This window comes from Pseudomonas sp. SJZ080, from assembly GCF_007828295.1.
Lineage (GTDB): Bacteria > Pseudomonadota > Gammaproteobacteria > Pseudomonadales > Pseudomonadaceae > Aquipseudomonas > Aquipseudomonas migulae_A.
Map to the genome: position 1 here is coordinate 323,758 of NZ_VIUK01000004.1, position 22,962 is coordinate 346,719.

The 22,962-nt window shown below is 61.3% G+C and carries 26 protein-coding genes; 10 read left to right on the forward strand and 16 right to left on the reverse strand.

What is annotated here, in order from left to right; translation table 11 throughout:
- The first annotated feature begins 26 nt into the window (after positions 1–26).
- Positions 27–254 carry an MbtH family protein gene (locus tag FBY04_RS08610; protein ID WP_008033724.1) on the forward strand — a complete coding sequence of 76 codons (228 nt, stop codon included), beginning with the start codon at positions 27–29 and terminating at the stop codon, positions 252–254.
- Between the two features lie 291 nt (positions 255–545).
- Here the strand turns inward: FBY04_RS08610 and FBY04_RS08615 are convergent, their stop codons facing one another.
- The 8 genes from FBY04_RS08615 to FBY04_RS08650 form a co-directional block, all read right to left on the reverse strand.
- Complete coding sequence (locus tag FBY04_RS08615) at positions 546–1,448, reverse strand: metal ABC transporter solute-binding protein, Zn/Mn family (protein ID WP_145314974.1); 903 nt, start codon at positions 1,446–1,448, stop codon at positions 546–548.
- Entirely contained in the window at positions 1,449–2,348 is a 900-nt protein-coding gene (locus FBY04_RS08620; RefSeq protein WP_033059198.1) for a metal ABC transporter permease, read from the reverse strand.
- On the reverse strand, positions 2,345–3,106 hold the full coding sequence (locus tag FBY04_RS08625) for a metal ABC transporter ATP-binding protein (protein ID WP_178118267.1): 762 nt from the start codon (positions 3,104–3,106) through the stop codon (positions 2,345–2,347). Before FBY04_RS08625 ends, FBY04_RS08620 begins: the two co-directional genes overlap by 4 nt.
- 80 nt (positions 3,107–3,186) lie before the next feature.
- Positions 3,187–4,113, reverse strand: a complete 927-nt coding sequence (locus tag FBY04_RS08630) for a metal ABC transporter substrate-binding protein (RefSeq protein WP_145314976.1) — start codon at positions 4,111–4,113, stop codon at positions 3,187–3,189.
- Between the two features lie 35 nt (positions 4,114–4,148).
- Positions 4,149–4,721, reverse strand: coding sequence for a DUF6162 family protein (locus FBY04_RS08635; protein WP_145314977.1), 573 nt, complete (start codon positions 4,719–4,721; stop codon positions 4,149–4,151).
- Positions 4,718–5,047: a hypothetical protein gene (locus FBY04_RS08640; RefSeq protein ID WP_084323552.1), complete on the reverse strand. Its 330-nt coding sequence runs from the start codon at positions 5,045–5,047 to the stop codon at positions 4,718–4,720. Before FBY04_RS08640 ends, FBY04_RS08635 begins: the two co-directional genes overlap by 4 nt.
- Entirely contained in the window at positions 5,044–5,586 is a 543-nt protein-coding gene (locus FBY04_RS08645; RefSeq protein WP_084323550.1) for a thiamine pyrophosphate-binding protein, read from the reverse strand. The genes FBY04_RS08640 and FBY04_RS08645 overlap by 4 nt, the downstream gene beginning before the upstream one ends.
- The gene (locus tag FBY04_RS08650; RefSeq protein WP_145314978.1) at positions 5,583–6,785 is read right to left on the reverse strand and encodes a PepSY domain-containing protein; all 1,203 of its coding nucleotides are present in this window, start codon (positions 6,783–6,785) and stop codon (positions 5,583–5,585) included. Before FBY04_RS08650 ends, FBY04_RS08645 begins: the two co-directional genes overlap by 4 nt.
- A gap of 425 nt (positions 6,786–7,210) precedes the next feature.
- Here FBY04_RS08650 and leuC point away from each other — a divergent pair, with 425 nt between their 5' ends.
- Positions 7,211–8,632, forward strand: a complete 1,422-nt coding sequence (gene leuC, locus FBY04_RS08655; RefSeq protein WP_145314979.1) for a 3-isopropylmalate dehydratase large subunit — start codon at positions 7,211–7,213, stop codon at positions 8,630–8,632.
- Complete coding sequence (leuD, locus tag FBY04_RS08660) at positions 8,629–9,243, forward strand: 3-isopropylmalate dehydratase small subunit (protein ID WP_145314980.1); 615 nt, start codon at positions 8,629–8,631, stop codon at positions 9,241–9,243. Before leuC ends, leuD begins: the two co-directional genes overlap by 4 nt.
- A gap of 109 nt (positions 9,244–9,352) precedes the next feature.
- Here leuD and FBY04_RS08670 read toward each other — a convergent pair whose 3' ends face one another.
- The 3 genes from FBY04_RS08670 to FBY04_RS08680 form a co-directional block, all read right to left on the reverse strand.
- Positions 9,353–10,303, reverse strand: coding sequence for a LysR substrate-binding domain-containing protein (locus tag FBY04_RS08670; RefSeq protein ID WP_084323542.1), 951 nt, complete (start codon positions 10,301–10,303; stop codon positions 9,353–9,355).
- An 18-nt stretch (positions 10,304–10,321) separates the two neighbouring features.
- The gene (locus FBY04_RS08675; RefSeq protein WP_145314981.1) at positions 10,322–11,197 is read right to left on the reverse strand and encodes an alpha/beta fold hydrolase; all 876 of its coding nucleotides are present in this window, start codon (positions 11,195–11,197) and stop codon (positions 10,322–10,324) included.
- A 214-nt stretch (positions 11,198–11,411) separates the two neighbouring features.
- Positions 11,412–11,870, reverse strand: coding sequence for a VOC family protein (locus tag FBY04_RS08680; RefSeq protein WP_145314982.1), 459 nt, complete (start codon positions 11,868–11,870; stop codon positions 11,412–11,414).
- A 334-nt stretch (positions 11,871–12,204) separates the two neighbouring features.
- On the opposite strand from FBY04_RS08680, the gene FBY04_RS08685 reads away from it, so the two are divergent.
- From FBY04_RS08685 to FBY04_RS08695, 3 genes are all read left to right on the forward strand, one after another.
- Entirely contained in the window at positions 12,205–13,419 is a 1,215-nt protein-coding gene (locus tag FBY04_RS08685; RefSeq protein ID WP_145314983.1) for an SfnB family sulfur acquisition oxidoreductase, read from the forward strand.
- Positions 13,420–13,421: 2 nt separating this feature from the next.
- On the forward strand, positions 13,422–14,087 hold the full coding sequence (locus tag FBY04_RS08690; protein WP_145314984.1) for a methionine ABC transporter permease: 666 nt from the start codon (positions 13,422–13,424) through the stop codon (positions 14,085–14,087).
- 74 nt (positions 14,088–14,161) lie between these two features.
- Entirely contained in the window at positions 14,162–14,932 is a 771-nt protein-coding gene (locus FBY04_RS08695) for a MetQ/NlpA family ABC transporter substrate-binding protein (RefSeq protein ID WP_145314985.1), read from the forward strand.
- Between the two features lie 124 nt (positions 14,933–15,056).
- Here FBY04_RS08695 and soxR read toward each other — a convergent pair whose 3' ends face one another.
- Positions 15,057–15,524: a redox-sensitive transcriptional activator SoxR gene (soxR, locus tag FBY04_RS08700; RefSeq protein ID WP_145314986.1), complete on the reverse strand. Its 468-nt coding sequence runs from the start codon at positions 15,522–15,524 to the stop codon at positions 15,057–15,059.
- Between the two features lie 95 nt (positions 15,525–15,619).
- Between soxR and FBY04_RS08705 the strand changes: the two genes are divergently transcribed.
- On the forward strand, positions 15,620–15,985 hold the full coding sequence (locus tag FBY04_RS08705) for an antibiotic biosynthesis monooxygenase (RefSeq protein WP_145314987.1): 366 nt from the start codon (positions 15,620–15,622) through the stop codon (positions 15,983–15,985).
- Here the strand turns inward: FBY04_RS08705 and FBY04_RS08710 are convergent.
- The 4 genes from FBY04_RS08710 to msuE form a co-directional block, all read right to left on the reverse strand.
- Positions 15,982–17,085 (reverse strand): sigma-54-dependent Fis family transcriptional regulator, encoded by a 1,104-nt coding sequence (locus FBY04_RS08710; RefSeq protein WP_084323532.1) that lies wholly within the window; start codon positions 17,083–17,085, stop codon positions 15,982–15,984. The two genes, FBY04_RS08705 and FBY04_RS08710, sit on opposite strands and share 4 nt — an antisense overlap.
- Positions 17,086–17,106: 21 nt before the next feature.
- Entirely contained in the window at positions 17,107–18,294 is a 1,188-nt protein-coding gene (locus FBY04_RS08715) for an acyl-CoA dehydrogenase family protein (protein WP_084323530.1), read from the reverse strand.
- 134 nt (positions 18,295–18,428) lie between these two features.
- A complete protein-coding gene (gene ssuD, locus FBY04_RS08720) occupies positions 18,429–19,574 on the reverse strand; it encodes an FMNH2-dependent alkanesulfonate monooxygenase (RefSeq protein ID WP_084323528.1) in 1,146 nt (381 codons plus the stop codon).
- 10 nt (positions 19,575–19,584) lie between these two features.
- Positions 19,585–20,148: an FMN reductase gene (gene msuE / locus FBY04_RS08725; RefSeq protein ID WP_084323526.1), complete on the reverse strand. Its 564-nt coding sequence runs from the start codon at positions 20,146–20,148 to the stop codon at positions 19,585–19,587.
- A gap of 472 nt (positions 20,149–20,620) precedes the next feature.
- Between msuE and FBY04_RS08730 the strand changes: the two genes are divergently transcribed.
- From FBY04_RS08730 to FBY04_RS08740, 3 genes are all read left to right on the forward strand, one after another.
- Positions 20,621–20,890, forward strand: a complete 270-nt coding sequence (locus FBY04_RS08730; RefSeq protein WP_084323524.1) for a hypothetical protein — start codon at positions 20,621–20,623, stop codon at positions 20,888–20,890.
- A 98-nt stretch (positions 20,891–20,988) separates the two neighbouring features.
- The gene (locus FBY04_RS08735) at positions 20,989–21,603 is read left to right on the forward strand and encodes a LysE family translocator (RefSeq protein ID WP_084323522.1); all 615 of its coding nucleotides are present in this window, start codon (positions 20,989–20,991) and stop codon (positions 21,601–21,603) included.
- A 161-nt stretch (positions 21,604–21,764) separates the two neighbouring features.
- The gene (locus FBY04_RS08740; protein ID WP_084323520.1) at positions 21,765–22,922 is read left to right on the forward strand and encodes an aminotransferase class V-fold PLP-dependent enzyme; all 1,158 of its coding nucleotides are present in this window, start codon (positions 21,765–21,767) and stop codon (positions 22,920–22,922) included.
- The last annotated feature ends 40 nt before the right edge of the window (positions 22,923–22,962 follow it).

Genomic DNA, 22,962 nt, shown 5'->3' on the forward strand with positions numbered 1-22,962 from the left:
CTACCTAACAGCGATGGAGAGACAGCATGACGTCAGTTTTCGACCGCGAGGACATCCTCTTTCAGGTCGTGGTCAACCACGAAGAGCAGTACTCGATCTGGCCCGACTACAAAGCCGTGCCAGAAGGCTGGCGCACTGTGGGCAAAAGCGGGCTGAAGAAGGAGTGCCTGGCTTACATCGAAGAAACCTGGACGGACATGCGTCCGTTGAGCTTGCGCAAGAAGATGGAAGAGCAGGCGGCAGTGGCTCACTAAGATTTTCGCGCAAAGAGAAGCCCGCTGGACCGAGGAGGTCAGCGGGCTTTTTTTGCATTGGGCGTTGTGTTGTCTGGCAGGTGTGTTTTCTGAGCAAACCATGATCTCTGTGGGAGCGAGCCTGCTCGCGATGGCGGCCTGACAGCTGACCTTTGTTCTCACGGATGTACCCTGAACCCCTGTAGGAGCTGGCTTGCTAGCGATGGCTGAGCATCAGGCGACGCAGGTTTTGATGGTGTACATATCCGTTTCTGCGGTAACGGATATGTCCACCCAAAAGAAAATGCCCAGCTACGCCCCACTCAACCCCTTGATCACCAAATCCACATTCCCCTCCAGCTCACCCACCGGATCCTCCGCATCCACACTCAACACCACCAACCGACTACCCGCTTCGGCAATCACCGCTTTCACTGCCTCCGAAGGCTGCCGATGATGCAACACCACCGCCACGTCATTGTCCTTCAGCGTCGCACCCAATTGCTTCAGCGCTTCAGGTGTCCACTCGGCATCCGGCCGTGCATCGAGCCCAATCAGCTCCAGATTGAGCCCGCCAATCAGATAGCCAAAGTGATCGCTCAGGCTCATCACATTCAGATTGTCGGCTCTGGCCAGCCGCGCTTCGCTATCGGCGCTGAACTTGAGCAAACGCTGTTTCAGCGTCGCAAGGTTGGCCTCGATCACAGGCTTTGCAGCAGGCGCCAGGCGCACCAGATCCGCCGCCATCACATCCGCCATGCGCCCCATGTTGTTGCTGGAAAACCACGGCTGACTGTTCAAGCCATCTACCTTGTTGCCCGGCAGCACGGCGATGCCGGGCAGGGCGCCGTCCACCGGGCGCGCGGCGTCGACTTCGACGATACGAATGTTGCTGCGCCGGGAGATCGGGTACAGCGGATCATCCGCCCACAGCGAACGCAGACCAATCACCGCATCGGCGTCCGTCGCGAGTTTGGCCAGCGCCGGCGCGCCACGCCCGGTGAAATAAGCCGTCTGACGGCTGCCCGGCAAGTTCGCCGGCGCCGCACGTTCAAGGTTGACGTTAGTGCCCTTGAGCAACACTTCGCCCAGCCCGTAAGTGATCGGCAGCGACGCCAGCACGTGCAGCGGTTTGGCGCTGTCCGCCGCAAACGAGGTGTTAACCAGCCCGCAGAGGGCGAGGGCCAGGGTCAGTTGAGGCAGAGAAAATGACATTTATCCAAGGTTCCCTTTCAGACTGGGGACGACACCGCGCGCAATGGCGGCGAGGGCGAAGGCGATACCGGCCACCAGAATGATCGCGGCGCCGGACGGGATAGGCAGGTCGAAGACAATTGGCGCAAGAATCCCGCACAACGTGCTGATGGTGGCGATCAACACCGAACACCAGAAGAACCCCTTCAGTGACTGGCTGAGCAAGCGCGCCGCTGCTGCCGGAATCACCAGCAATGCACCGACCAGAATCGCCCCGATGACTTTCACCGCCGCTACGGTAATCAGCGTCACCAGAATCACGAACAGGTAATCCAGGGTCTTCACCGCCACGCCGCGCACCGCCGCCAGTTGCGGGTTGAAACTGGCGAGCATGATGCGGTTGTACAGCGGCAACGCCAGCGCCATGACCAGCGAACCGACGATGGCCAACACCAGCAAATCATTGCCATTGACCGTCAGCACCGAGCCGAACAGCACGTTTTCCAGAATGTGCACGTTGATCTTGCCCGCCAGAATCAGCAGCAGACTCGCGCCCAGCGCCAACGATACCGACAGGAACACGCCGATCAACGTATCCGGCGCCAGACCTGTGCGGTTGCGCAGGTAGTTGAGCAAAATGCCGAACAACAGGCAGTAACCGAACAGGCTGCCATACGGCCCGGTGTAGGGCTCACCGAGCAGAATGCCGATGGCCACGCCGGTCAGTGCGGCGTGACCCACGGCTTCGGAGAAAAACGCAAAGCGCTTGACCACCACCAGCGTGCCCAGACCGCCCAGTACCGGGCCGATCAGCAAACCGGCGAGCAGGGCGTTGACCACGAATCCATAGGCCAGCGCTTCAGGCAGATAACCCGAAGACGCCCAGCCTTGAACCATCAAACGAAAGGCTTCGTAACTCATCGGGCAGCGCTCCGTGGATGGGGTGAAAACAGCGTCAACACTCTTTCGGGCGTCAGTGCCTGCTTTGGCGTGGCATCGAACAGCACCCGGCGATTGAGCCCGGTGACGCGATCCGCCAGACGCCCGACCGCTTCCAGATCGTGCTCGATCCACAGCACAGTGATGCCGCTCTGGCGCCAGTCACCCAGCAACCGTTCAAACACCTGAATGCCCGCCTCATCGAGGGCCGACATCGGTTCATCGAGCACCAGCAACTGCGGCGCCGGAATCAGCCCCTGTGCCAGCAACACGCGCTGACGCTCGCCACCGGATAACGCGCCCATGCGCCGTTTGCGTTTGTCCTGCATGCCGACCCGCTCCAGCGCCTCACCGATCGCCGCGGCGTAATGCTTGCTCAACCCGAGAAACGCCGGGCGCCGCTGACACATCGCGGCCATGAAATCGTCGACGGTCATCGGCAATCCGCGATCGAATTCCAGCGCTTGCGGCACATAGCCGATGGTGCCGGGTTCGCCGGTCCATTGCAGGCTGAGGCGACCCTGATGCGGCATCTGCCCGAGCAGGGTCTTGATCAATGAACTCTTGCCGCCACCGTTGGGGCCGACCAGCGCATGCACGCTGCCAGGCCGGACCTGGAAGGCCACCTTGTCGAGGATCGTCGTGCGCCCCAGCGTCAGGCTGACCTCCGCAAAATCCAGTGTCGGGCCGCAGACCTGTGGGAGCGGGCTTGCTCGCGATTGCGTCGTGTCAGTCGACATTGATAGTGTCTGACCCACCGCATTCGCGAGCAAGCCCGCTCCCACAGTGGATTCGGAGTCGATGAGAGTTTCTTTAGCCGTCATGCGCCCGACTCCTGAATCGCCCGGACCACGGTGTTGAGGTTGCCGGTCATTTCCTTTTCGTATTTGTCGGCGGTGTATTCGCCATAGGAAATGTGCGACAGCGGGTACAGCTTCACCCCGGATTCCCGCTGGATGGTGTCGACGTAGGTGGACGGGAAATCCATCTCCGAGAAGATCACTTTCACGTCCAGTTCGCGCAGTTGATCGATGGTCTTTTTCAACTGGCTCGGGCTCGGCTCGATGCCGTGCGCCGGTTCGACCACGGCGGTCACTTCCAGGCCGAATTCACGCAGCAGGTAGTCGTAGGCCGCGTGAACCGTGGCCACCCGCAACTCGGCATTCGGCGCCTGGGTCAATTTCGCCAGGGCGTCGGCGCGCATCTGCCGCAGGCGTTTGCCGTAGGCGCGAGCGTTCTGGGTGTAGGTCTTGGCGTTGGCCGGGTCGAGCTTGCCGAGTTCCCGGGCGATGTTGTTGACCTGGGCGATCGAGGCGCTGATCGACAGGAACGTGTGCGGGTTCACCACTTTGCCGGCTCCGCGCGCGGCCGTGCCGGTGGCGGCCAATAACGGCACATTTTCGTTGGCTTCGATCACCGGCACGTTCGGCGTTTCGCTGGCAGCGATCATGCGGTCGGCGAAGTCGTCATGACCGACGCCGTTGAGCACGATCACGTCCAGTCCGCTGATGCGCTTGATGTCTTCGGCGCGGGGCTCGTAGGCATGCGGGTTGAAACCGGCGGGAATCAGCGGCACCACTTCGGCCTTGTCGCCGACGATGTTGGCCACGTAACTGTAATAAGGGTGCAGGGTGATGCCGATGCGCAGGCGCTTGGCTTCGTCGGCGCTGGCCAGTGGCATCAGCAGCAAGGCAAGCAGGCCGACCAGCAGCGGGCGCAGGAATGAACGTTGAGATGAAATAGGCATGGGAAAGCGGTCTTCTCTCGGGTGAAGGCGAGGGTTCAGTGGCGGTGCTGGCGGGTCACGCCGGTATCGAATTGCGCGACGATCTGCTGCCAGCCGGCGCTTTCCAGCGCGGCGTCAGTGACATCGGTCGGGGCCTTGAGGTCGGCGGCGCGGTTGAGCCAGATGTCCGGCGCGTCATCCTCAGCCGTCAGGCGCATCAGAAACGAACCCGCTACTGCGGGCGTCTGGCTCTGGCCGAAGTAAGCCTTGGCGTCGAGCAATTGCCAGGCATGAGCGCCACGGCTGACGGAACTGGCATCCTGGGCGAACGGCGCAAAACCCTCGTCGGCGAGGGCACCGGGTGTCGGCAGGGTTTGCTGTTCCTGGCGCAGCAGGTGGATCTCGTCCAGCGTCACCCGTAAATCGGCGTAGATGCCTTGCTCCGAAGCGCTCAGGTCGCGGCGCGCATCCAGTTGATGGCTGCTGACGTTACTGGTTTCCTGAGACTCATGGCGCCAGGCGACTACCGAACCGGCGACCGCCAGGATCATCAGGCACAGCAGCAACACATACAGGGTTTCATGGCCGGCACCGGCCGGGCGGACGACGTGTGTAGTTGGCGTACTCATGGAGCTTGGATGTCCGCTTGGTCGATCTCGACGACGTGGCCGGGGCCGGCATCGAACAGCACATAAAATTCGGCATTGGGCTTCTTGAAGGTCAATTTGGAATCGGCACCGAGCTTGCCTGGCACCAGGATGGTTTCGTCGTAGCCGATCACATCGAGGGTCACGCCCGGTGCCCCGCTGCCGTCAGAGAAACCGCCGGTGCACTGGATCTGCTCGGCGTCGATGGCCTTGCACTCGCACATCGGGTTGTGGGCCAGGGCGCTGGCGCTGAAGCCGGCGCACAGCATCAGCAAAACAGCGGGGAGAGGGCGAAAGGCGTTGCTCATGGTTTGCCTCCTTGTTTGTTCAGCCACTCCAGGGTGGCGGGGGATGCCTGGCTCAGGGGAATGGACGCTTGATGCATCGCGCCGTCCCAGCCTTCCATGGTGATCCACAGCTCGGCGTCGGCCTGGGTCTTTTCCGGAATCGGCAACATGGCGCCCATGCGGTAAGGCGTACCAAAGAAAATCACCCCGGCGGCGCGCAGGCTGCGGGGTTTGCCAATGCGCAGGTAAGTGGCCTTGACCTGCTCGCGGCAGCTGTCGCACAACGCCGCATTGAAGTTCTTCATGTAACCGGCCGGGCCATCGAGGCGCGGTGCTTCGTTGCGCAATTCCGCCAGGCGCAGGCTCCACGGCCCGACCTGAACTTCCCCGATTTCCCGCTCACCCAGGCCGGTGTCCCCGCGAAACAGCGCGGCATCGGCGAAGTATTTAGGCATGAAGCCCAGCGGTACCAGCAACAGCAGAACGTTGATGTGGAAGCGCCATTTGTGCCAGAAGCGGCTCAGTCTGGAGCCCGGTTTTTCGGCGGTGAACAGGCTCATTGGCTGACCTCCGTGGTGTCGCGGCGGGTGGCTTGAGCGGCGTCGGCAGTGCGCGGGCGTTTGTGGCTGCGCTTGAGGGCGTTGGCGGTGGCCAGGGCGGTGCGCTTGGTCCAGATCAGCAGGCCGCTGAGGACCATCATGCTCAGGAGCAGGCCGAAGAAGAACCAGATCAGCTTGATCCAGAGCCCGCCGAAATCGCCGGTGTGCAGCGGGCGTATCGATTCGGTCACCAGCTCCAGCCCCGAACGGTCCGAGAGCAGGCGGGTGACAGCGACATCGCCGGTGTATGGGTTGATTTCGGCGGTCTGGAACATCAGCGGATACCAGCTGCGGCCGCCGACCGAGAGGTAACTGTAGGCATTGGCGGGCAGGCTGACGAAGCTGTCTTCGAGGCCGGGAATGCGTTGCTTCGCTTCGCGGATCGCGGTTTCAAGGCTGATCATCGGTGCCGGCGAGCCATCGGCAGTGAGGGGCACGCTTTCGCGCGGAACCACGGGCGCCACCGGGGCGGTGGAAATCGTGATCTGGTTATCGAACATGAACGCTTCGATCAGGAACCAGGTGCTGGTCACGGAAATCACCGCGATGAACCAGATCGACCAGATGCCGCTGAGGCGGTGAAAGTCGCCCCAGAAAATCCGCGCGCCGTGACGCAGGCGCAGGGTCGGTCGCAGAAAGCCTTTCCAGAAGCGCTTGTAGACCACCAGCCCGGTAATCAGCGAAGCCAGCAGCGGCAGGCTGAGAAACGACACCAGGTACCAGCCCCAGCTGTAGCCATTGGTGAACGGCACCAGCCACCAGCCGTGCAAGGCGCGGGTGAAGGCCCTGAAGTTGAATTGCGGAGCCGTGCCCTGGATCACGCCGCTGTACGGGTTGACGTACACCACCACCGAACGGCCATCGGGGTAGGTGACTTCCACGTCCAGGGCGAAATGCGATTCGTCGGGGCGGCTGATGCTCTCGACCAGGATCTGCGGCTCAGCTTGCTTGATCGCCGCGATGATCTGGTCGTAGCTCAGCAGCGGCGCATCGCCTTCGGGTTGGCTGGCGCGCATCTGCGGGTTGGCCAGCCAGACGATTTCCTGGCTGATCACCGCCAACGTGCCGGTCACACAGACGATCAGCACAAAAAACCAGATGGGGAGCGCCAGCCAGCTATGGACCAGAAACCAGAGTTTTGAACGGGATTTCTTTGACATGATCAAGGTCTTGTATGGATGAGAGGGCCTTGGCTGCGGGCTTCCCAGCATGGGGTCCATGAAAAGTACGGTCGTGGCTTTTGCCTACGCGAACCGCCTGCATCTCTATAAGACGAATGAGAATCAGAAATCCCGAACCGGGATATGAAAGTAAATGTTTCCTATTGCTGAAAACGCATAACCCCCTGTGGGAGCGGGCTTGCTCGCGAAGTCGGTGTGGCAGTAACAGATAGGGTGCCTGACATACCGCCTTCGCGAGCAAGCCCGCTCCCACAGGGGACCTGCATTCATTTCAGATTGCTGTGCTGCCTTGATCCAACACGAAACATGGTTCACGGGATCACTCTGCGGCCATTGATGGGGCCGGGCGACTGCCTAAGATGGGGCGCAGACGCCTGAAACCCGCGAGCCTGAGCGAATATCCCATGACTTCAGCAAGAACCCTTTATGACAAACACATCGATTCCCACACGGTGTGTCGTCTCGATGACCAGGGCCACGTCCTGTTGTACATCGACCGCCAGGTCATCAATGAATACACCAGTCCCCAGGCATTCAGCGGTCTGCGCGAGGCCAGACGCGGAGTCTGGCGCGCCAGCACCGCGCTGGCGGTGGTCGATCACGTCAACCCCACAGCACCGAATCGCGTGGCCGCCATGCCGGACACCGGCGGGGCGCGGCAGGTGTCGTACCTGGCGGAAAATTGCCGGGACTTCGGCATCGAATTGCTCGACATCCTCGATAAGCGCCAAGGCATCGAACACGTCATTGCCCCGGAGCAAGGCTTCATCCTGCCCGGCATGGTGATTGCCGCGGGCGACAGCCACACCACCACGTACGGCGCTCTCGGCGCGTTCGGTTTTGGTATCGGCACTTCGGAGATCGAACACCTGCTGGCGTCTCAGACCCTGGTCTACAAACGCCTGAAAAGCCTGCGTGTAACGGTGGACGGTGCACTGGCGCCGGGGCTGACGTCCAAGGACGTGATCATGGCGCTGATCGGCCGGATCGGCGCGTCCGGGGCCACGGGCTATGCCATTGAGTTCTGCGGTTCGACCATCGATGCGCTCAGCGTCGAAGCGCGCATGACCATCTGCAACATGGCGGTGGAGGCCGGGGCGCGTGGCGCGTTCATGGCGCCGGACGAAAAAGTCTTCGCTTACCTCAAGGACAAGCCCCGTGCACCCAAAGGCGCATTGTGGGAGCAGGCCGTCGAGCAATGGCGCGCCTTGCACAGCGACGCCGATGCGCAGTTCGACCGTGAAGTGTCGCTGGACGCCAGCTCACTGGAGCCGATGGTCACCTGGGGCACCAGCCCGGACCAGGCATCACCGATCGGCGCCCGTGTACCGGACCCGCAAGACGTCAGCGACCTGATCCTGCGTCAAGACATGCGCCGCGCCCTGAATTACATGGGCCTGGAAGCCGGGATGGCGCTGAGCGACATCGTCATCAGTCACGCCTTCATCGGCTCCTGCACCAACGCGCGCATCGAAGACTTGCGCGATGCTGCCAGCGTGGTGCGAGGCAAACGCGTTGCCGGGCACGTGCGGGCGATGATCGTGCCGGGCTCCACCGAGGTGCGCAATCAGGCGGAAGCGGAAGGCCTGGCGGCGATCTTTATCGACGCCGGGTTCGAGTGGCGGCAGTCCGGTTGCTCGATGTGCCTGGCCATGAACGACGACGTGCTGGCGCCGGGCGATCGCTGCGCTTCCAGCACCAACCGCAATTTCGAAGGCCGCCAGGGCGCCGGCGCTCGCACGCATTTGATGAGCCCTGCAATGGTCGCCGCTGCCGCGATCACCGGCCGCCTGACCGACATTCGCCACTTTGGAGATCGCCCATGAGCCTGCAACCGTTCACCCGCGTCAGCGGCAAGGCTGCGCCGATGCTGGCGGCCAATATCGACACCGATGTGATCATGCCCAAGCAGTTTCTCAAGGGCATCGACCGCGCCGGCCTGGATCGAGGGTTGTTTTTCGATTTGCGGTTTTTGACTGACGGCCAGCCCAACCCTGAGTTCGTGCTCAATCAACCGGCATGGCAGGGCGCGAGTTTCATGGTGGTCGGGCCGAATTTTGGCTGTGGGTCGAGCCGGGAACATGCGGTCTGGGGCTTGAAGCAGATGGGCATCCGCGCGCTGATCGGCAGCAGTTTTGCCGGGATCTTTTATGACAACTGCCAGCGCAACGGCGTGTTGCTGATTACCCTCGATGAACCGCTGTTGCAGCGGCTCGGCCGGGTCGTCAGCCAGCCTGAGGGGGCGCAGATCAGCGTTGATCTGCAGGCTCAGGAGATTCGCCTCCACGACGGCGAGCTCATCCCGTTCGAAATCGACACCTTGCGCAAAACCGCGCTGTTGCTCGGCCTCGACGCCATCGGCAGCACCTTGCAGCGCAGCGACCAGATCAAAGCCTTCGAACGCCAACACCTGGCCGCCAACCCCTGGCTGAGCTGACACCACCCTCTGTAGGAGCCGGCTTGCTGGCGATAGCGTCCGTCCAGTCAACAATCTCATCGCCTGATACACCGCTATCGCCAGCAAGCCGGCTCCTACAGGGAATGCGTTATACCGATAGATCCTCGAAATGCGCTTGCAAAAACTCCACGCACGCCCGCAACTTCCCCGAGTACGCCAGCCGTGTCGGGTACACCGCCCAGACGTTGGCGCTCTGACTGTACTCGGGCAGCAACTGCACCAACCGCCCCTGATCCAGCAGCGGTTTTACATCCCACAATGACCGCAGCACCACACCGCGTCCGTCCAGTGCCCACTGCAAGACAATCTCGCCGTTATTCGACGACAGCGGTCCGCTGACCCGCACGCTTTCTTGAACCCCGTCGCGCTCCAGGTTCCAGATGCCGAACGCGTTGTCACGCTCCTTGATCACCAGGCAATGATGTTGCTCCAGCTCGCTTAACGTCTGCGGCACACCCTGGCGTTGCAGGTAACCAGGCGCCGCGCACACCACTCGCCGATTGCTCACCAGGCGCCGACCGATGTGCTGACCGGGAATATCGTCGCCGACGCGGATCTCCAGATCGAAGCCTTCACTGACGATGTCCACCACCCGGTCGAACAGGTCGAGGCGAATCTCCAGGTCCGGGTAGCGCTCAGCCAGCAACGACACGGCCGGCGCCACGTGGTGACGGCCGAAACCGAAACTGCTGCACAGATGCAGACGCCCGCGAGGGCGGTCATGGGCGTCGGAGAGTTCATCGTGCAGTTGCTGAAAGTCATCGAGAATGCGCAACGCCCAGCGCTGCACGCGCTCGCCATCCTCGGTCAGGGCGATGCGGCGACTGGTGCGGTGCAACAGGCGCGTGCCGAGGGTGGTTTCGAGAATCTGGATGCGCTTGCTGACGTAGGCGGGCGACAGGCCCAGTTCATCGGCGGCCGCGGCGAAACCGCTTTTGCGCACGACGGTGAGGAATACACGCAAGTCTTCGGGAAGGGGCACGGTGTCTTTCTTGGTGGTCATGACAGAACGGGCACTGGCGGCATGAGCCGCCAGCATAGCAGCGCGGTGCAGGTGTCAGCGCAGGAAACCCAGCACTTCGGCAAGCAACAGTCCGGGGGCTTCTTCGGCGATGTAATGACCGGCGGGCAGCGCTTTGCCGCGCACGTCGGTGGCAACGAGTTGCCATTCCCTGAGCGGTTCGAAACAGCGTCCGACCGTGCCTTCGGCGCCCCACAGCACCAGCAACGGCAGGTTTATATGATGCTCGGCGTCGAGGTCGGCACGGTCGTGCTCCAGGTCGATGCTGGCACTGGCGCGGTAATCCTCGCAGATTGCCCGCGCAGTGCCCGGCAGCTTCAGGCAGCGCAGGTATTCGCCAAAGGCTTCGGCGGTGAAGGGTTTCAGACCGGCGCTGCGACTGCCCATCACATTGCGCAAGTAGGCTTCGGGGTCGGCTTCGAGCAAGGTTTCCGGTAACGGCGCCGGGCGGATCAGGAAGAACCAGTGCCAATAGGCGCGGGCAAAGGCTTCATTGGTTTGCGCGTACATCGCCAGCGTGGGGGCGATGTCGAGCAGCACCATGCGTTGCACGGCGTCCGGATGATCCAGCGCCAGGCGATGGGCGACGCGGGCGCCACGGTCGTGGGCCAGCACCGAGAACCGCTCGAAGCCCAAGGCGCTCATCAGCGCCACGGCATCCTTGGCCATCTCGCGTTTGGAGTAATTTGTATGGTGATCGTTGGCCAACGGTTTGCCACTGTCACCGTAACCGCGCAGGTCGGCGGCGATCACGGTGAAGTGCTCGGCCAGTTGTTCGGCGACCTTGTGCCAGATGACATGGGTCTGCGGGTGTCCGTGCAGCAACAGCAGGCCCGGCCCGCTGCCGCCCATGCGATAGGCAATGTCGACACCGTTGACGTGGCGCTGGTCTTTCAGGAATCCGGCGAACATGGAGGCCTCCTTGTTGTAGTTGCCTGCATCCTGAAAGTGTTGCGCGGTGAGGGCAAGGCGCAAAGCGTGGTGCGGTTGTTCATGAAGTGTGTTTGAGGGGGATGTGTGGTATTTGTCAGGCCCTCTTTGCGAGCAAGCCCGCTCCCACAGGGGAATGCATTCCAATGTGGGAGCGGGCTTGCTCGCGAAGAGGCCGGGTCAGGCACCGATGATCTCAACCCTGCTGAAACATCTCCTTCGCCCGCTGCTCAATCTGATCCTGGGTCAGATCCTCCTTGCGCGTGGCCAGAAACCACAAATGCCCATAGGGATCCTTCAACGTCCCCGATCGGTCGCCATAAAACTGATCCTTGACCTCGGACACCACCGTGCCGCCGGCCGCAATCGCCTGTTTGTATGACTTGTCCACATCGTTCACATACAGATGCAAGCCCACGGACGGTGACGTGTCCGGATTGCTCAACGGCCCCTGGTCGCACGGCGTGCCGAGCATGATCGGGCAATCGCCGATGCGCAGTTCGGCGTGACCGATGCCGCCGTCGGGCATGGACAGGCGCATGACTTCAGTGGCACCGAAGGCTTTCTTGTAGAACTCGATGGCTTCTGCCGCTTTCTGGATGCCCAGGTACGGGGTGATGCTGTGATAACCCTCTGGAATGGGTTTGACGCTCATGACGGTTCTCCCTGTTTTTGTTATGGGATAAAAATGTCGCGAGCATACAAATATAGTAGGAGCTGCCGAAGGCGACGATCTTTTGATCTTGATCATGATTCAGGCGTCGGGGCGACGAACATCAAGGTCAAAAGATCGCCGCCTTCGGCAGCTCCTACGGGGGGTGGGCATGACGACGCTGCTGTTGAGCCATCAACAGCGATACAGCAGATTGCTCGGGTTTCTTACTCGAAACTGCTTGAGAACGCCCTGAACTGCCCGAAAAAACGGGCTCGGGCGGTCAGGCACAGAAGCTGCAATGTCCTCTGGTAAACACTGGTGCCGAGAGACATGCATGCCTGAATCTGCCGTTTACCCGATCAACCCGCCGGCCGCCCATCGGATCGCCGACGACGCCGAAGCCTTGCGCGTGGGCGAGCGCGTCGCCGCGGTTTTGCTGGAACAGGACGCCGAACGCGACCGCACGCGCCAGGTGCCTGCCGAGATCGTCGACCTGTATTCCAACAGTGGCTTATGGGGCATCAGCGTGCCGAAGGAATTCGGTGGCGCGCAGGTGTCCTACGCGGTGCTGGCGCAGGTCATCGCCATCATCTCGGCGGCCGATCCGTCCCTGGGGCAGATCCCGCAAAACCACTATTGCCTGCTGGAAGACATCCGCCTGCAAGGCACGCCCGAGCAGCAGGCGCATTTCTTTGGCCTGGCGTTGCAAGGGCATCGGTTTGCCAACGCCCTGTCGGAAACCGGCGGCAAGAACGTGCAGGACATTCAGGCGACCATTCGCCGCTATGGCGACGGCCATGTGATCAACGGCCGCAAGGGTTACTGCACCGGCTCGCTCTACGCCCACTGGCTGGCGGTGCTGGCGCTGGATGAAGAGCAGAAGGGCCAGCTGTCTTTCGTCGAGCGCGGCACCCAAGGGCTGGTGATCGTCGACGACTGGGACAGCATCGGTCAGCGCAACACGTCCAGCGGGACCGTGCTGGCGGAGGATTTGCACGTTGCGGCGTTCAATGTGTTCCCGACTTATCGCTCCTATGAGAGCCCGACCCTGGCCGGCCCGTTCGCGCAGTTGACCACCGCCGCCATCGACGCCGGCATCGCCCGCGCAGCCCTGCGCGACACCATCGCCTTCGTTCAGCAATTCGCTCGGCCATGGATCGATGCGGGCGTGGAAAAGGCCAGCGAAGATCCGTTGACCATCATTCAGGTCGGCGGTCTGGAGATTCGCCTGGAGGCCGCCGAAGCGTTGCTGGAACGCGCCGGTTGGGCGCTGGATGCGGCGCGTTCGGCACCCGATGAAGACAACGTCGCCCAAGCGTCCCTTGCGGTTGCGAAGGCCAAAGTGCTGTCCACTGAAATCGCCATCGAAGCCAGTAACAAACTGTTCGAACTCGGCGGCACCCGCTCGACCTTGAAGAAGCACAACTTCGACCGGCACTGGCGTAACGCCCGGGTGCACACCTTGCATGACCCGGTGCGCTGGAAGTACCACGTGGTCGGCAACTGGTTGCTCAATGGCGTGAAACCGCCGCGCCACGACTGGTCCTGATCATGGCCGAATTGTTCAAAAATATTTACTGGGCCGATATCGGCCAGGCCTGCCTCGATACGTTGAGCATGCTCGGTGCCGCCCTCGGTTTTACCGTGCTGCCGGGGTTGCCGTTGGGTGTACTGCTGTTCCTCACCGGCAAGCGCCAGTTGCACGAAGCCATCGGCGTTTATCGGGTGCTGTCAGTCATCGTGAACATGCTGCGTTCGCTACCGTTCATCATTTTGCTGATCGTGTTGATTCCGCTGACCACGCTGCTGGTCGGCACCTCACTCGGCGTGCCGGGGACCATTCCGCCGCTGGTGGTCGGCTGCACGCCGTTCTTCGCACGGCTGGTGGAAACCGCCTTGCGCGAAGTCGATCGCGGGGTGGTGGAAGCGACCCAGGCCCTGGGTGGCACCACCTGGCAAATCATCCGCCACACCTTGTTGCCCGAAGCAAGGGGCGGGTTGCTGGCGGCGGTCACGGTGACCGCGATTGTGCTGGTGGATTACACGGCAATGGCCGGTGTGATTGGCGGCGGCGGTCTCGGCGACCTGGCGATCCGCTACGGCTACCAGCGATTTCAGACGGACGTGATGGTGGTTACCGTGGTGCTTTTGCTGATTCTGGTCCAGGCCCTGCAAATGACCGGCGACCGATTAGTGGCGCGTTACAGCCGACGCTAAATATTCGATTCAAGAAAAACACTCAGGCCCACGTCCACCCCACGACGGCCACTCAATCTGCCTAGGAGCACAACATGAAAAAGACCCTGGCCATTCTGGCTGCACTCGTCTCGTTGAGCGTTCACGCCAACGAAAAACTCACCGTCGGTGCCACGCCGGTGCCGCACGCGGAGATCCTCGAGTTCGTCAAACCGACCCTGGCCAAGGAAGGCGTGGATCTGGACATCAAGGTCTTCACCGACTTCATCCAGCCCAACCAGCAATTGGCCCTGAAGAATCTCGACGCCAACTATTACCAGTACCGGCCGTTTCTCGATGACTACAATAAAACCCGCCACACCGACCTGGTGCCGGTGGTCGGCGTGCACATCGAACCGTTCGGGGCCTATTCGACCAAGATCAAAAACATCGCCGAACTGAAGGATGGCGCCACCGTGTCCATCCCCAACGACCCGGTGAACACCGGTCGCGCGCTGGTGCTGTTACACGAGGCCGGGCTGATCAAGCTAAAGGACCCGAGCAATACATTGGCGACTCAGCGGGACATCATCGAAAACCCGAAACACCTGAAAATCCGTGAACTGGAAGGTGCGTTGCTGGCGCGTTCGGTGAGCCAGGTGGACCTGGCGTTTGTCTTCGCCAACTACGCCCTGGAAGCCGGGATCGACACTAACAGCGCGTTGATCGTCGAGAAGGGCAAGAGCCTGTACATCGAGTTTCTGGTGGCCCGGCCGGACAACATCAATGACCCGGGTTTGCAGAAACTGGCCAAGGCGTTGAATTCCGATGAGGTTCGGCAGTTCATTCTGACCCGCTACAAAGGACAGATTGCGCCGGGGTTCTAAATTTTTGTTGATAGACAGGACGCCATCGCGGGCAAGCCACGCTCCCACAGGTTTTGTGTCGTTTGAATAATGGTGAACAACATAAACCCTGTGGGAGCGTGGCTTGCCCGCGATGGACGCGCCGCTATTTAGGATCTGTCCCCGATTCAAGAAGCTGCGCCCCCGGCCCTTGCTCTCCCAGCACATCCCCAAAATTACGCAACGGACACGCCTCCATCGACAAACACCCACAACCGATACAGCCATTGAGCTTGTCCCGCAGCAAGGTCAGCTGTTTGATCCGCTCATCCAGCTCCCGGCTCCACTGCGCCGACAACACCTTCCAATCCGCCGCCGTCGGCGCCCGGTTATCCGGCAGGGTTTTCAACGCCTCACCAATCTCCGCCAACGGAATCCCCAGGCGCTGCGCCACCTTGATCAGCGCCACCCGCCGCAACACTTCCCGTGGATAGCGCCGCTGGTTGCCCTGATTGCGATTGCTTGTGATCAGCCCCTTGGACTCATAAAAATGCAGCGCCGTGACCGCCACGCCGCTGCGGGCGGCCAATTGGCCGACAGTGAGTTCTTTATGCAGATTTTCCGAGGTGATCATTTAACAAATGCCCCTTGACCTCTAGTTAACTTGAGGTTTTACCCTGCAAGCCTTCGGATCGCAAGATCCGCCTTACACGTCAGCGGGGACTCTTCATGCAAGCGCCAGAGAAAAATCGCAGCTTCACCCAGTTGATCGAATTCGAGATCGAGCCCCATCAACAACCTGCGTTGGTGTCGGCGTTATCGAGGCAGACCGAACGTCTGGCCCAGGGCTACAGCGGATTTCTGAGTGCCAGTATCCAGGCCAGCGACGACGGCCGGCGGGTGCTCAATTACCTGCAATGGCAATCTCGCGAGGCGGGGGAAGCCGCGTTCCGCAGTTTTGAAAGCGGCGAGCAGGATTTCTGGCAGCTGATTCGCGCCTATCAGGCGAAAACCGTGACCTTCGGCTCGTTCCAGGTGCTGCACAGTCTGGAACGTAGCCATGACGACGCGTTGCACTGCAATCTGGTGGGTTAAATCGACAATTGCATCAGGCGCTCGCCTTGCACGTTTTCCGTGGGCCGGCGCTTGTTCACCGCCAGTTCGCCGATCTTGATCAGTCGCGTGCGCGTTACGTTGCGGCTCAAGCCCAGCAGGGCAGCGGTGTGCACCTGGTTGTAATGACTGAAACGATAAGCCGCTCGCAACAGCGCGTCTTCGACCTTCTCGTGCAGCGCGCCGGCCTGTTCCTCGAAGAGCTTCTGAAACGCCCGGTCAAGCAAGGCTTCCGGTGAGTCGTCGACGCCCGCATGGTGATCGTCCTGACGCTCGATGCGCATGTTCGACAGGCGCAAGTCATCGCGTTCGATCACCCCGTTACGGCAGATCAGCAGGGTGTGGTGAATGACGTTTTCCAGTTCGCGAATGTTGCCCGGCCAACTGTAGCTGCGCAGTTTCAGTTCGGCCTCTTTGCTGATGGTGACGGTGCCGTAGCCCAGGCGCTGGCTGTAGGCTTCGACGAAGTGTCGGGTCAGCGGCAGGATGTCGTCGGGGCGATCACGCAGCGGGCTCAGTTCCAGGCTGACCACATCGAGGCGGTAATACAGATCCTCGCGAAAATGCCCGGCGTTGATAGCTTTTTCCAGCTGCACGTTGGTCGCCGCCAGCACGCGCACGTTGATCGGAATGCTTTTGCGCGAACCCAGTCGCACCACTTCGCGCTCCTGCAACACCCGCAGCAACTTGACCTGAATCGCCATCGGCAGATCACCGATTTCATCGAGGAACAACGTCCCGCCATCGGCTTCTTCGAACCAGCCGGCCTTGGCGCTCAAGGCCCCAGTGAACGCGCCTTTTTCGTGGCCGAACAGCTCGGCCTCGACCAGCGATTCGGAAAACGCACCGCAGTTCACCGCCACGAACGGGCGGTTACGCCGGGCGCTGAGGTTGTGGATATGTCGCGCCACCAACTCCTTGCCGGTGCCGGTTTCGCCAATGATCAGCACGCTGGCTTCGCTGGGCGCGACTTGTTGGATGTGGGCGAGCAGGGCCTGGGATTTCGGGTCTTCGAACACCTGGGCGGTGGCGCGGATGGAGGTGGCCAGGGCAGGCGAGGGCGGTAGGGTCAGCAGTTGCATGGGGCAGGCTCCATGAGAAGGCTATGAATAGAAAGTCGGAATCGGCAGGGACTGGTTCAGTGCCCAATCGCCCAGTTCATGGAGTTTGTAATCCACCGGGTCGTGTAGGGTTTGCGTGCGCAGGTTGCGCCAATGGCGGTCCAGTCGCAGGGAGGCGTGAGTCGAACGCGCGCCGGTCACCTCGAACAGCCGGCTACAGAGTTCGAGGCCGTTGCGGGTGGCGGCGACTTTGGCCGTGGCAATGGCCGTGGCCAGATGTCCGCGTTCTTCGGCGCTGAGGTTCGGGCCTTTCGCCCAGGCCTTGTCGAGCAGATCGGCCGCGCGTTCCACCAGCAATCGAACCCCTTCAAGCGCCACCCAGAATTCGCCGTAATGGCCGAGCACGTAGGGGTCCTGACGCACATCTTGAACGTTGGATTTGTGCCATGGACGGGTTTCGGTGAGGGTGTATTGCCGCGCCTCTTCGAAGGCGCCTTCGGCGATGCCGAGGAACATGTGCGTGAAGGTGAGCTGCGCGATCAAGGGGCGCAGGCAGGCGAACGGTGTGCTCAGCGGGCCAGGATCGAGCAGCAGTTCCGATTCTTCGACCCGCACCCGTTCGAACGTGGCGCTGCCGCTGTCGGTCTGGCGCTGGCCCATGTTGTTCCAGTCGTTGTGCAGGGTGATGCCGCTGCGACCACTGGGAATGGCGGCGATCAACAACTTGCCGCCGGCACTTTCGTCGACCGCCGAGGCAATCAGCATTTCCGAATCGCTCGCGCCGGAGCAGAAACTTTTCTTGCCGGAAAACTCGCGCCAGCCACTGAGTTTCTTCACCACGGTGCGCGTGTCCAGCGGGTTGAGGGCATTGCCCCAGAACCAGTTCTTGCGTGCCGTTTGTTCGAACCACGGCTGCCATTGCTCGGGCCGGGCGAACAGGCGCACGGTGGCAAGCATCAAGTGATGAAAACCGAAGACGTGGGCAATCGAGCTGTCGACCTTGGCGAACTCGCGCACGATGGTCAGGGTTTCACTCCAGCTGGCGCCGAGGCCGCCGTACTGGACCGGAATGCTCAAGGCGAGCAGGCCGCTGTGGCGCAACGCGTCACGCTCGGCTTTAGGCGTACCACCGCGCTCGTCGCGCTCGACAGCGGTCAACGCAAATTCGGCGGCCAAACGGCGGGCGGTGTGCAGGGGGGATAACAGGGCGCTTTGCGGCTTGGCAGTCACGCGGGGTTCCTCATGGAAGTCGGCGCATTCCCCTGTGGGAGCGGGCTTGCCCGCGATGGCGTCGTCACCTTCAAAACAAATGTCGAATGTACGGACGCTTTCGCGAGCAAGCCCGCTCCCACAGGGATTGCTTGTCAGGCCGTGGCTTTGGCGGGCAGCACATCATTGGCGATCATTTCGCCAAACGGCCCGGTGAGGTTGGTGACACCGCGGCCGGCCAGGCTGGCGTACGGTTCAGGCAACAAGGGGAACACCAGCTCGGCAAAGCGATACGCCTCTTCAAGGTGCGGGTAACCGGAGAAGATGAAACTCTCGATCCCCAAGTCCGCGTACTCCTTGATTCGCGCCGCCACTTGCTGCGGATCCCCCACCAGCGCCGTCCCCGCGCCACCGCGCACCAGGCCGACACCGGCCCAGAGGTTGGGGGCAATTTCCAGGTTGTCGCGACGTCCGTCATGCAACGCGGCCATACGCCGCTGGCCTTCGGAATCGAAACGCGAGAACGACTTCTGCGCGGCGGCGATGGTCTCGTCGCTGATGTGCTCGATCAGTTTGTCGGCGGCTTTCCAGGCCTCTTCGGCGGTCTCGCGCACGATCACGTGCAGGCGAATCCCGAACTTCACGGTGCGCCCGTTGCGTGCCGCGCGCTCGCGTACATCGGCGAGTTTTTCGGCCACCGCGGCCGGCGGTTCGCCCCAGGTCAGGTAGACATCGACCTGTTCAGCCGCCAGTTCATGGGCCGCTTCCGACGAACCACCGAAGTACAGCGGCGGATAGGGTTTCTGTACCGGCGGATACAACGCCTTGGCGTTCTGCACTTGCAGGTGTTTGCCTTCGAAGTCCACCGCTTCGCCTTGCAGCACCCGGCGCCAGATCTTCAGGAATTCGTCGGTGACTTCGTAGCGTTCGCTGTGATCGAGGAAAATGCCGTCGCCACGGTTTTCGTCCGGGTCGCCGCCGGTCACCACGTTGATCAGCAAACGGCCGTTGGACAGCCGGTCCAGCGTGGCCGCCATGCGCGCCGAGACCGTCGGCGAGATGATGCCTGGACGAATCGCCACCAGGTAGCGCAGGCGTTCGGTCAACGGCACCAACGCCGAAGCGATCACCCACGAATCCTCGCAGGAGCGCCCGGTGGGAATCAGCACGCCGTGGTAGCCGAGGCTGTCGGCGGCCTGTGCCACTTGTTTCAGGTAGTTGAGGGTCACAGGACGTGCGCCCTGAGTGGTGCCCAGATAATGGCCGTCGCCGTGGGTCGGCAGAAACCAGAAAACATCCATGAAGAGATCCTTAAGCGATTTTCAGCAGATTTTTGGGGTGCACGCCAAACAACGGCGCGGCGCGTTCTGCAGCAAGACGAATGCGGGCCTTCAAGGGCTCACTGGTTATTTGGTAATTGGCGAAATCGGCTTCGGTGGCGTAGACGCCGATCGGCAGGGTCAGCGCCTGGAAGAAACTGAACAGCGGCCGCAGCTGATGATCGAGGACCAGCGCATGCCGTTCACTGCCACCGGTGGCAGCGAGCAGCACCGGGGTGTCGATCAGCGCGTTCAGATCGATCAGGTCGAAGAGGTGTTTGAGCAGGCCCGGGTACGAACCGCGATAAACCGGCGCGGCGACGATCAGCAGGTCAGCGTTTTCGATGGCTTGCAGCTCGGCTTCGATGTCTGCGCTCAGTTCCTGGCGCGACAGTGCAGCGCCCAGTGGACGCGCAATGTCGCCCAGTTCGATCAGCTTGCTCTCGATCGGCAATTGCCCGGCCAGCTCGGCTAACAGCGCCTGGGTCAGCACTAAGGTGCGGGACGGCCGCCAGGTACCGCCGGACAGGGCAACGACTTTCAATGGACGCGACATGATCAGTTCCTTTTTTAAACAGTTGCTCAGCGAGCAGTGAGTAGTCACAGGGCTTGAGCAAGAGCTGTACCAATCCATCGAGCCCTTGTTTTCCGTGGCTTGCAGCGTATTGATGAACGCGCGCTGTTCGATTTGAAGGACTGTTTGTTGAATGACTGTTGCCTGGCAAACAGTTGCGCGGGCAACAGTTGTGAAAGGCGATGGGGTTGTTATAAAGGCTCTTTGTTATTCCTCAAAAGAACATTGTTTGATATTTATAGATCATTAAGAAATATGATCGTCCCTTGCAGGCGCCGGCTTGCTGGCGATGAGGCCCTTGAGTCATACGGTGTTCTTACGGCCGTCCTCGCCAGCAAGCCGGCGCCTGCAACGGGTCTCAATACCCACTATCGAAAGCGTTGATTTCTGCTCATCGAAAGGCGCGGGTAGCCTGTGTTCATTGCCCCGAACCCAGATGCCAGGACGCCACATCATGAAAACCCTACTCACCACTTTCTTGTTGCTCGCGGTCTCCGTTCTCGCCGGCTGTGCCAGCCATGTGTCTCCGGAGTTGCGGCCCTATACCGCTGAAGAAACCCGGGAACTGGCGCTGGAAGCGTTGAATCGTCGCGGCTTGTCTTTCGACGAATACCACGCCAAAAAAGCTGAATTGCTTGGCGAACCGCAGAAGTCCTTCAGTTTCGACAAACAAGGCGAGATGAACGCCGAGCGTGCTGTCCAGCTTCACGGCCGTCCAAGCTGAGCGACTGTACCGCTCGAAGTTTCATGCAACTGTCCATGGGTTTCCCCCGGGGTGTGCGATAGGGTCAGTACCTGACTGACCCTGATGGACTGCCACCGATGACGCTCTCGCTCGATCTGCTGCTGGGCTTTGCCCTGTTTGCCCTCGTCACCTCAATCACTCCCGGCCCTAACAACACAATGTTGCTGGCATCGGGTGTGAACTTCGGCTTTAACCGCACCATCCCCCATATGCTTGGCATTACCTGCGGCTTCTTTGTGCTCGTCGTGGCAGTCGGTTTCGGCCTGGGCGCGGTGTTTCAAACCTATCCGTTGCTCTACACCGTGCTGCGTTATGTCGGCGCGGCGTATTTGCTGTACCTGGCGTGGAAAATCGCCCATTCCGGGCCGGTATCCGACGGCGAACAGGGGGAGAGCAAACCGATCAGCTACCTCGGCGCGGCGGCGTTCCAGTGGGTCAATCCCAAGGCGTGGATCATGGCCATCGGTGCGATCAGCACCTACACACCGATGCAGGGCTATTTCACCAATGTGGTCGTGATTGCGGCGGTCTTCGCCCTGATCAACCTGCCGAGCGTCGGTGTCTGGGCGGCGTGCGGCACGCTGTTGCGCAACGTACTCAAGGATCGTCGCTGGTTACGCCTGTTCAACTGGGGCATGGCCGCGCTGCTGGTGGTTTCGTTGTATCCGTTGTTGCTCGAAAGCTTTAGCTGACGCATTGCTTCATCCGGTTGCCCGATGCCTGTTAAGCTCGACTTCAGGAGCGTTCCTACGCACTTTTCAATGAAGTCGTACTTCTATTACGCATCCGATCAGGTATTGCTGGTTGACTGGTTCCCAGCACCTGATCCCGGAACAAGCTCTGCGAGTCTTTTATGAATAAACGTCCGTTGTATTTCGATTACGCCGCCACCACGCCGGTGGATGAGCGGGTCATCCACGTCATGGTCGAGTGTCTGGGTTTCTCCGGCAACTTCGGCAACCCGGCGTCCAGCTCCCATGCGTTCGGCCAGCAGGCCCGGCAAACGGTCGAGCAGGCGCGGCAGCAGGTGGCCGAACTGGTCGGCGCGCAAGCAGACCAGATCGTCTGGACCTCCGGCGCCACCGAATCGAACAACCTCGCCCTCAAGGGCGTGGCCCAGGCCCGGGGCATGACCGGGGGCCATGTCATCACCAGCCAGATCGAACACAAGGCGATTCTCGACACGGCGAAGCAATTGCAGGACGCGGGTGTTGCGGTGACGTATCTGGTGCCGGACGAGGAAGGTTTGATCACCGCGCAAGCCGTCAGCGAGGCGATGCGCGAGGACACCTTTCTGGTGTCGCTGATGCTGGTCAACAACGAACTGGGTACGCTCAATGACATCGCGGCCATTGGCGAAGTGGTGCGCGCCCGCGATGCACTGTTCCATGTCGACGCCGCTCAGGGCGCGGGGAAAGTGGCGATCGACCTGACTCGGTTGCCGGTGGACCTGATGTCGTTTTCGGCGCACAAGATCTACGGCCCCAAAGGCATCGGTGCGTTGTATGTCGGGCCTCGCGCGCAGCAACGTTTGCAGGCGCAGATTCACGGCGGTGGCCACGAAGGCGGTTTGCGTTCCGGTACGTTGGCGACTCATCAGATTGCTGCCATGGGGGCAGCGTTCGCGTTGGCGGCACAAGTGTTCGATGAAGAGAAAACCAGGATCGTGCGTCTGCGTGAACGTTTGCTCGAACCTCTGCTGAGCATTTCAGGCGTTCGCCTCAATGGCAGCCCGACCCAGCGCATTCCTCATACCCTGAGCCTGACCTTCAACGAAGGCGAGTTCAATTCCGCGGCGTTGAGTGCCTCGATCGCGTTTTCCGCGACCTCGGCCTGCAACTCCGCCAGCAATGCTCCCTCCCACGTGCTGTTGGCCCTGGGGCATGACGCCCGCTCGGCGAGCCGCACTATCCGCTTGAGCCTGGGACGTTTCACCACCGATCAGGATATCGACCAGGCGGCACAACTGATCAAAGCGGCCTGCGCCAGTGCTCCGGCATTCTGGCAGTAGCGTCTTAAAGCGCCGACCGGGATCGGCACTCAACAATAAT

Bases quoted from the DNA above. Each gene is read 5' to 3' on its own strand.
- soxR (WP_145314986.1), bottom strand. From the start codon at position 15,524: ATGATCACCTCGGAAAATCTGCATAAAGAACTCACTGTCGGCCAATTG.
- msuE (WP_084323526.1), bottom strand. From the start codon at position 20,148: ATGTCGCGTCCATTGAAAGTCGTTGCCCTGTCCGGCGGTACCTGGCGG.
- FBY04_RS08690 (WP_145314984.1), top strand. From the start codon at position 13,422: ATGGCCGAATTGTTCAAAAATATTTACTGGGCCGATATCGGCCAGGCC.
- FBY04_RS08710 (WP_084323532.1), bottom strand. From the start codon at position 17,085: ATGCAACTGCTGACCCTACCGCCCTCGCCTGCCCTGGCCACCTCCATC.
- ssuD (WP_084323528.1), bottom strand. From the start codon at position 19,574: ATGGATGTTTTCTGGTTTCTGCCGACCCACGGCGACGGCCATTATCTG.
- FBY04_RS08635 (WP_145314977.1), bottom strand. From the start codon at position 4,721: ATGAGTACGCCAACTACACACGTCGTCCGCCCGGCCGGTGCCGGCCAT.
- FBY04_RS08640 (WP_084323552.1), bottom strand. From the start codon at position 5,047: ATGAGCAACGCCTTTCGCCCTCTCCCCGCTGTTTTGCTGATGCTGTGC.
- FBY04_RS08675 (WP_145314981.1), bottom strand. From the start codon at position 11,197: ATGTTCGCCGGATTCCTGAAAGACCAGCGCCACGTCAACGGTGTCGAC.
- FBY04_RS08615 (WP_145314974.1), bottom strand. From the start codon at position 1,448: ATGTCATTTTCTCTGCCTCAACTGACCCTGGCCCTCGCCCTCTGCGGG.
- FBY04_RS08620 (WP_033059198.1), bottom strand. From the start codon at position 2,348: ATGAGTTACGAAGCCTTTCGTTTGATGGTTCAAGGCTGGGCGTCTTCG.
- FBY04_RS08625 (WP_178118267.1), bottom strand. From the start codon at position 3,106: ATGTCGACTGACACGACGCAATCGCGAGCAAGCCCGCTCCCACAGGTC.
- FBY04_RS08645 (WP_084323550.1), bottom strand. From the start codon at position 5,586: ATGAGCCTGTTCACCGCCGAAAAACCGGGCTCCAGACTGAGCCGCTTC.
- FBY04_RS08650 (WP_145314978.1), bottom strand. From the start codon at position 6,785: ATGTCAAAGAAATCCCGTTCAAAACTCTGGTTTCTGGTCCATAGCTGG.
- FBY04_RS08680 (WP_145314982.1), bottom strand. From the start codon at position 11,870: ATGAGCGTCAAACCCATTCCAGAGGGTTATCACAGCATCACCCCGTAC.
- FBY04_RS08705 (WP_145314987.1), top strand. From the start codon at position 15,620: ATGCAAGCGCCAGAGAAAAATCGCAGCTTCACCCAGTTGATCGAATTC.
- FBY04_RS08735 (WP_084323522.1), top strand. From the start codon at position 20,989: ATGACGCTCTCGCTCGATCTGCTGCTGGGCTTTGCCCTGTTTGCCCTC.
- FBY04_RS08670 (WP_084323542.1), bottom strand. From the start codon at position 10,303: ATGCTGGCGGCTCATGCCGCCAGTGCCCGTTCTGTCATGACCACCAAG.
- leuD (WP_145314980.1), top strand. From the start codon at position 8,629: ATGAGCCTGCAACCGTTCACCCGCGTCAGCGGCAAGGCTGCGCCGATG.
- leuC (WP_145314979.1), top strand. From the start codon at position 7,211: ATGACTTCAGCAAGAACCCTTTATGACAAACACATCGATTCCCACACG.
- FBY04_RS08730 (WP_084323524.1), top strand. From the start codon at position 20,621: ATGAAAACCCTACTCACCACTTTCTTGTTGCTCGCGGTCTCCGTTCTC.
- FBY04_RS08610 (WP_008033724.1), top strand. From the start codon at position 27: ATGACGTCAGTTTTCGACCGCGAGGACATCCTCTTTCAGGTCGTGGTC.
- FBY04_RS08630 (WP_145314976.1), bottom strand. From the start codon at position 4,113: ATGCCTATTTCATCTCAACGTTCATTCCTGCGCCCGCTGCTGGTCGGC.
- FBY04_RS08685 (WP_145314983.1), top strand. From the start codon at position 12,205: ATGCCTGAATCTGCCGTTTACCCGATCAACCCGCCGGCCGCCCATCGG.
- FBY04_RS08740 (WP_084323520.1), top strand. From the start codon at position 21,765: ATGAATAAACGTCCGTTGTATTTCGATTACGCCGCCACCACGCCGGTG.
- FBY04_RS08695 (WP_145314985.1), top strand. From the start codon at position 14,162: ATGAAAAAGACCCTGGCCATTCTGGCTGCACTCGTCTCGTTGAGCGTT.